The organism is Sphingopyxis sp. LK2115, from assembly GCF_014595975.1.
GTDB lineage: Bacteria > Pseudomonadota > Alphaproteobacteria > Sphingomonadales > Sphingomonadaceae > Sphingopyxis.
The window spans coordinates 1-7,102 of sequence record NZ_JABWGQ010000013.1; the positions used below are offsets into that span (position 1 = coordinate 1).

The 7,102-nt window shown below is 57.9% G+C and carries 6 protein-coding genes; 3 read left to right on the forward strand and 3 right to left on the reverse strand.

Annotated elements, in window-relative coordinates; genetic code table 11:
• Positions 1-45 precede the first annotated feature (45 nt).
• The 3 genes from HUW43_RS02005 to HUW43_RS02015 are packed head-to-tail and all read right to left on the reverse strand — an operon-like array spanning position 46 to position 3,906.
• On the reverse strand, positions 46-1,203 hold the full coding sequence (locus tag HUW43_RS02005; protein WP_188235853.1) for an efflux transporter outer membrane subunit: 1,158 nt from the start codon (positions 1,201-1,203) through the stop codon (positions 46-48).
• A gap of 7 nt (positions 1,204-1,210) precedes the next feature.
• Positions 1,211-2,782: an MDR family MFS transporter gene (locus HUW43_RS02010; RefSeq protein ID WP_095385529.1), complete on the reverse strand. Its 1,572-nt coding sequence runs from the start codon at positions 2,780-2,782 to the stop codon at positions 1,211-1,213.
• Positions 2,779-3,906: an HlyD family secretion protein gene (locus tag HUW43_RS02015; protein ID WP_054590305.1), complete on the reverse strand. Its 1,128-nt coding sequence runs from the start codon at positions 3,904-3,906 to the stop codon at positions 2,779-2,781. The genes HUW43_RS02010 and HUW43_RS02015 overlap by 4 nt, the downstream gene beginning before the upstream one ends.
• A gap of 131 nt (positions 3,907-4,037) precedes the next feature.
• Here HUW43_RS02015 and HUW43_RS02020 point away from each other — a divergent pair, with 131 nt between their 5' ends.
• From HUW43_RS02020 to HUW43_RS02030, 3 genes are all read left to right on the forward strand, one after another.
• Positions 4,038-4,526, forward strand: a complete 489-nt coding sequence (locus HUW43_RS02020; protein WP_052208277.1) for a MarR family winged helix-turn-helix transcriptional regulator — start codon at positions 4,038-4,040, stop codon at positions 4,524-4,526.
• A gap of 5 nt (positions 4,527-4,531) precedes the next feature.
• The gene (locus tag HUW43_RS02025) at positions 4,532-6,121 is read left to right on the forward strand and encodes an ABC1 kinase family protein (RefSeq protein WP_039575416.1); all 1,590 of its coding nucleotides are present in this window, start codon (positions 4,532-4,534) and stop codon (positions 6,119-6,121) included.
• A 64-nt stretch (positions 6,122-6,185) separates the two neighbouring features.
• Entirely contained in the window at positions 6,186-6,956 is a 771-nt protein-coding gene (locus HUW43_RS02030; RefSeq protein WP_054590306.1) for an NUDIX hydrolase, read from the forward strand.
• Positions 6,957-7,102: the final 146 nt, after the last annotated feature.

The following is a 7,102-nucleotide window of genomic DNA, read 5'->3' on the forward strand; positions in this document are numbered from 1 at the left end:
CTCGGCGCTACGCTTCAACCGCGCAAGGTGGGCACGGAACAGCGCTTACGCCTCGGCACGGACGGCGCTCGCCTGATCGACCGAGGCATCGACCCTTCCGAAATCGAGGAAGTTCCACTGCAACTGTGGAATGGCGAGAATTGACGGATTGCTCACATCAAAGAGATCGTCTGGCGACGTTCCGCCAAGTCCCAAGATTCCCATGAATGACAGCTTCGGAAATCGTGCAGCCTCCGCAACACCGATCCGAGCCGTTGCTGCCGCCAGGCTGCGTTCGGCCGCGCGGATGTCGGGCCGACGTGCGACAAGGTTGGAGGGGTCGCCCACGGCGACCTGTTCCGGCGGGAGGGGAACATCGAAGATCTGTTTCAGCGCTTCGTCCGTTGTCCCTGGGATCTGTCCAGCTAGAATGGCAAGCGCATCGAGCAATACCGCCGTGTCAGCTTCGGCCTCGGCGAGCTGAGACTTGAGCAGCTCGAGCTCGGCATTTGCATTGCCGAGAGGGAACAGGGGCAACACGCCTTGCTGATACCGTTGATAGGTTAGCGAGAGGGTTTGCTGCTGCAACTCGCACTCGGTTCGGTACGCTTTGGCTCGAAACTGGGCCTCGCGCAGGTTGACATAGGCATTGGCAACTTCGGCGGTCAGCTGGACCTTGGCATCCTCCACATTGGCAACCGCTGCCGCGGCCTGAGCGTTGCCGGCCTCGATCCGTCGCTGCGTTCCTCCTGCGAAATCCAGCTCCCAGTTAGCGTTGAGCCCGAGATTGTAGACACTGAGGCTATCATCCGCCTGTCCCTGCGGACTAACAGGCGCGCTCGCCGAAGGCGGGGCACTGTTCTGAATATCAAGGCCCGGCAAGCGGCCCTGAATAGCCGTCGCCTGGGTTCCAAGCGTCGGAAATCTTCCGGCCTTCTCCTGTCTCACGGATGCCCGCGCCTGCGCAATCCGCGCTTGCGCAGCCTGAAGCGAAGGATTGTCCGATAACGCAGCCTCGATAAGCCTGGTCAATTCCGGATCGTTCAAAAGGAGCCACCACTCTGCCAGCTCGGGCTCGGTATCGATGATGTTACCGCCGGCACGGACAAAGCCGTCATTTCGGTTCGCCGAGAATACTTCTGGAGGCCCGGCGTAGTCTGGGCCCGCAACACAACCGGCCAGCAGAAACGAGGCGAGAAGCGATATTACAGATTTTCTTATCATGTCAGGCTCAGTGCATCGAAAGGGAAACATTCTTGGGAAGCGGCTTCAAAAAGATGACCAAAGGAACGGTCATCAAGGTCAGGACGCCCATCACCAAGAATACATCATTGTAGGTCATTACGAACGCGTCCCGCTGGATGGTCCGGCCTAGCATCGACATGGCACCCTCCATCCCGCCGAAGCTTTTCGCGAGTTCATCAAGATAAATCTGGAGTGAAGCACTGTTGGCATTCAGCGTCTCTTCCATGCGCCGGCTATGGTGCCAGATCCGCTGGTCCTGAAACGAAGCCAGTCCGGCCAAAGCGAAAGATCCTCCGAGATTTCGAGCGGCGTTAAAAATACCGGAGGCATCGCCAGCATCTGTCTTTGCCACCGAGGCTACGGTAGCCTGGTTCAGGAACATCATGGCCAGAATCATGCCAACACCCCGAATAAGCTGGCTTTCGATGAATACGGCGCCCCCAGATTCCGCGGTGAGGCTTATGCTGACGAAACAGCTGGCCGCCATCAGAAGCATTCCGACACCGACGGCAATGCGAATGTGGAGTCTGCGGATCATGAAGGGCAGGATCGGCATAAGCACAAAAGCCGGAATACCCATCCAAAATATAACGAGCCCGGTTTGAAAAGCGTTATAATCGGATATGATCGCAAGAAATTGGGGAATGACGTAGGTCGAACCATACATGACCATTCCCAGGGCGAGAGCCATCACCGCAACGCTTCCGAATTGGCGATTGAGAAGGAGGCGGAGTTTCAGGACGGGCTTCGACGCGTTCAGCTGCCCGTATATGAGTGAAGCGAAACCGATAACGGCAATGAGTGCCAGCCAGCGAATAAGAGCGGATTCAAACCATTCCTCGCGATGCCCCTCCTCAAGCAACACAGTCAAAGCGCCCAACCCCAGAATCAGGCCGGCAATGCCCGCCCAATCAGCATCGGTCAGATACTCCCACTTCGGCTCTTCGTGAGGAAGCCCGACGAATAGCAGCAGCAGCAGTACGGCGCAGATTGGAACATTGACAAAGAAGGCATAGTGCCAGCTCAAATTTTCGGTCAGCCAGCCACCGATCAGCGGCCCCATGACCGGACCCAGAATCACTGTCATGCCGAACAGCGCCATGCCGATCGGCTGTTGATGGGGCGGCAATCTTTTCGCCACGATGGTCATCGCAGTTGGTATCAGCGCACCACCCATGAAACCCTGACCCGTGCGACCGATGATCATGGTCGTGAGGTCGGTCGCCATACCGCAAAGAATTGAGAAGCCGGTGAACGCGGAAACCGCAATGATGAGCAGGTTTCGCAGTCCAAAAAGGCGTTCAAGCCAGGCGCTAAGCGGAATTACCACAATTTCGGCAACGAGAAATGCGGTGGCAATCCAAGTGCCCTCGGTGCCGCTGGCTCCGATTTCGCCCTGGATCACCGGAAGCGCGGAATTGACGATAGAGATATCGAGTGTTGCGAGCATGGCGCCAAGTGCACCCGCTGCGACCGCTATCCACGCGGTGATATCGGCATTCCGCCTTTCTGCAGTCGGAGTACCAGAGGCGCTGTTCGATGCCAACTCGGCGGTCATTTGTCGGTACTCGAGATCTCTTTCAGCTCTCCGGCAGCGTTTCGCGTGTCGACAACTGCCACAACCGACATGCCCGGGACGAGCAGACGACGCACTTTGGGCGAGGCTATTATCGCGATACGAACCGTTATCCGCTGAACAATCTTGGTGAAATTCCCTGTGGCGTTTTCGGGCGGCAGGATCGAAAATTCTGCTCCGGTTCCGGGCGAGATGCTCTCAACGCGTCCAGCAATCTCAAAGTCGGGAAGAGCATCGACCTCGAGCCTGACCGGTTGCCCCGCCCGCAAAAGGCCGACCTGCGTCTCCTTGAAATTAGCGATGACGTAGATTTCGTTTACCGGAACCACCGTCATCAATCGCTGACCGGGCTGAACGAATTGGCCGACCCTTACTGTTAGATCGCCAACGCGACCTCCCTTGCTGGCTCGCAGCAGAGTCGATGTGACATCTAGGTCGGCCGCTTCCAGCTGCGCGCGGGCCGCGTCAGCTTGGGCTTCGGTCTGGTCGATCTGTTTGAACAAGGTGGCCCTCCGACCGTTGGCAGCAGAGACTGCTGCCTGGGCAGCAACAAAGTCGGCGTGCGCTTGCTGCGCCTGTGTCTCATATTGTTGAAGCTTTTCTCGCGGCTCCGCACCGGTCGCGGCAAGGGGGCGATACCTCGCTACCTGCTCATTGGCGAGGTCGAGCGCCGCGCGCTTGGCGGCGAGTTGGGCCCGCGCCTGCCGAATCGCTGAGTCCTGTTCGGTTACTTGCGAGCGGATTGTGTCGGCGCCGGCCAGCGTCGCCGCAATTTGCGCACGCGCCTGTTGCGCCTGGGCTCTATAATCTCGCACATCCAGTTGCACGAGCGCCTCGCCGGGACTGACCCGCCCGTTCTCAGAGACGAGCACCGCGTCCACGTATCCGGCCACTTTTGATGAAACCACAACGCTGTCGGCCGCGACATAGGCGTTGTCGGTCGACTGCATGTACTGCCCATAGGTGACATGCCTGTAATACCACCAACCACCTGCAATCAGCGCAGCAGTGATGGCTATGATGAGGATGAGGCGAAATTTGGGTTGCGATTTCAGGCTGGATGCGGGCGCGCGATCCTGTTCCCGCTCATTTGGTTCGTCGGTCATCTGCCTCTTTCGAAGGATTTTGGACATGTGCTAAGTCGCTTCATGGCGTGGCGTAGACCGTTCCATCCGGTTAGTAAAATCGTTTAGTAATTTGCGTTTTGGCATTCCCACGAAACGGACTAGGCAGCGGTATGAACGCAAATCTCGACACAATGCCGCCACGGCTTCGCGAAGGCGCCCTCACCGACGACGACCGTATGCTATATTTGATGGACGAGATTAGTCGGGGGGCGAGGCGCGCTTATGACGCACGGATTGCCAAGATTGGCCTCAATCAGACGCAGTGGCGCATCATCGGACAACTTCTCCGCGAACCATCGTTGACGCAGGCCGGAATTGCCAAGCGACTAGAGTTGGAATCCGCCACGATCGGTCAAGCCGTCGCTGGCCTTTGTGGGAAAGGATTGATGGAAAGGCGACGAGCCAAAACGGACGGCCGGGCATGGCAGCTCATCCTGACCCAGGAGCTCGACAGGTTGTTGCCCCAACTGAGAGAATCCGCGGACGGGCTGCATAGGGTCCTATGGCGGAACGCCACGCGCGACGAAAAACGGACGTTGCTGGACATTCTTGTGCGGATTGCGTCGAATCTCGATCAGAGCCGGACCGATGCGGAATAGGACATATGCCTGGGTTCCGAGATAAACCGATAGGAGACATCGCACGCGCCGCCGAGATAGGACAGATTCTTGTCCGGCACGGCGCCAAAAGCCTGGCGGGCGCTCTCGGAGTCATTCCGCATCCGGCCAAGTCAATCGATCCAGGTGAATTGCGGCCGGCGGCGGTCGTCGCACTCCTGCGCGACATTGGTCCGGTCGGAATAAAGCTTGGACAGCTGCTGGCGACGCGCAGCGATCTGTTTTCCAGGTCCTGGATTGCTGCCTTCGCGACGCTCCACGATCAGGTTTCTCCGGTGCCATTCGAAGAAATCGAGCCCATCCTTGCCGCAAGCTGGGGAGCTGACTGGCGAGGGGAATTCACCCAATTCGATGAACAACCACTGGCTTCGGCTTCGGTAGCGCAGACCTACTCTGCTTCGCTGCTCGACGGCGCCGACGTTATCATAAAGGTGCGGCGTCCGGGCACTGCTGCGCGAATGGAGGCCGATGTGCGGCTCCTGACGCGCCTCGCCGCCGTTGCCGAGGATCGATCCCCTGAAATCGCCCGCTATCGCCCCGTAGAGTTCCTGCGAACCTTTGGCAGAAATCTTGCCTGGGAAATGGATCTGGCAGCAGAAGCTCGTGCATGCGAGCGTATCGGTGGCTATCTTGATACGCTTGGGATCAAGACTCCAACAATTCATTGGGAACTGACGGGGATACGGGTCAACGTCCAGGAGCGGCTGTATGGAACGCCCGCGTCTGCGATCGAGGCCGAATCGACCGACCCACGCGTGGCGGCGTTCGCGAGACAATATGCGAATGCAGTCCTGCGCATGATCATTCTGAATGGCGAATTTCATGGCGATCCGCATCCAGGCAATGTTTTCCTTATCGGGGAACAGGATGTGGGCTTTATCGACTTCGGATCGGTCGGCACTCTCACAAAGGCGAGGCGCGAGGAACTGGTACGACTTGTCATGGCTATAGCCGACGAAGACACAGCAGACGTCGCGAACGTGTTGCTCGAATGGGCTGGAGATCCGAAAGTTGACCGTGATGGGCTCACCCAGAATTTGGACCAGCTGATCGGTGAGTTCAGGGGAACGGTCCTTTCGGGGATTGAGTTCTCGCATATTTTCAGCCGCGTGTTCGATCTCCTGCGAGACTATCAGCTCGCACTTCCGCCTGATCTGGCGATCCTTCTTCGAACATTGCTCACGGCGGAAGGGTTTGCGCGTTCCTTTGCGCCTGACTATAATATCGGGGAGGAAACACGCCCCATCATGTTGGAGCTGTTCGCAGAAAGATTCTCCCTTGGCAGGAATCGCGCCAATTTAAAAAAAGTTCGCCGACAACTCCTCGCCCTAGCGGCGATCATGCCTGACCTTCTCGATAACGCCGCCGCTATAGCCAAGTCCGGGCATGTGCCTGTCCAGATTGATCCGGCAAGTTTTGAGAAGCTCGCAGCCATTCGCCGCGCGAGCCAGCCTGTCAAAGGTCCTGTGGCGGCCGCACTTATCGTCTCCGCGGCGCTGCTTGCGAATCAATCCTGGGTGCTTGCAAGTGTTGCAGTGGCTCTTGCCGGGTTGGTTCTTCTGCGCAAATGGCGATAAGATCGTTGCTCAGCTTGAACGGGCCAGCGTCCAATATCAGGCCAACTGAGAACTGGAGTTTATGATGACACTGCAGAAGCCAGTCGATCCGGTCCCCGCAGCCACCATGCTGTTGCTTCGCGACGAGCCGGAGTTCCAGGTGCTGATGGTCAAGCGGCATCACCAGATCGATTTTGCATCCGGCGCGCTGGTCTTTCCCGGTGGAAAGCCTTCTGCTGCCGATGAAGCGCCTGAATGGGCCGATTATTGCAGGGGCTGGAAAACGCTAGATCCTACGCAGCGCACCCTTCGGATTGCCGCGATTCGTGAAGCCTTTGAGGAAGCAGGCATCCTGCTGGCCGATCATCGCGACGGTAGCGAGTTCGAGGATATTTGCGATCTTGAAAGCCGCAAAGCCGTCGAGCGAGGCGAGCGCGAATTTTTCGACATTGTGCGCGAGGCCGATGTGCAACTGCGCCTTGATCGCCTGAGCGAGTTCGCGCGGTGGATCACGCCCAGCTTTATGCAAAAGCGCTTCGACACTCATTTCTTCGTCGTTCGCGCCCCAGAGCGCCAGATCGCAGCATGTGATGGATATGAAACCGTTGATGCGGAATGGCTTTCGCCAAGCAAAGCCCTGAAACTGGGTGTCAGCGGTGAACGAACGATCATCTTTCCCACGCGATTGAACCTGCAACTGCTAGCCGAAGCTGCGAGCGCAGACGATTGCGTCGCGCGGGCCAAGGCTCGCGAAATCGTGCCGGTCCTTCCAGAAGTCATCCAGCGAGACGGCAAGAACATCCTCACTATCCCCGCCGACGTGGGATACGGCACAGCCTTCGAAGTTATCAGCTGAGATAGAAGCAAGCAAGCGGGGGCAAACTCTTACGATCCGTAGCCGGGTAACTGGGGGAATGGCTTGTTTTATCCCAGTATTTCTTGTCGCATAGTCTAGGGTCAGGATCTGTAATTGCAGAGCTAGGCGGTGCGATCCCTCGAGGG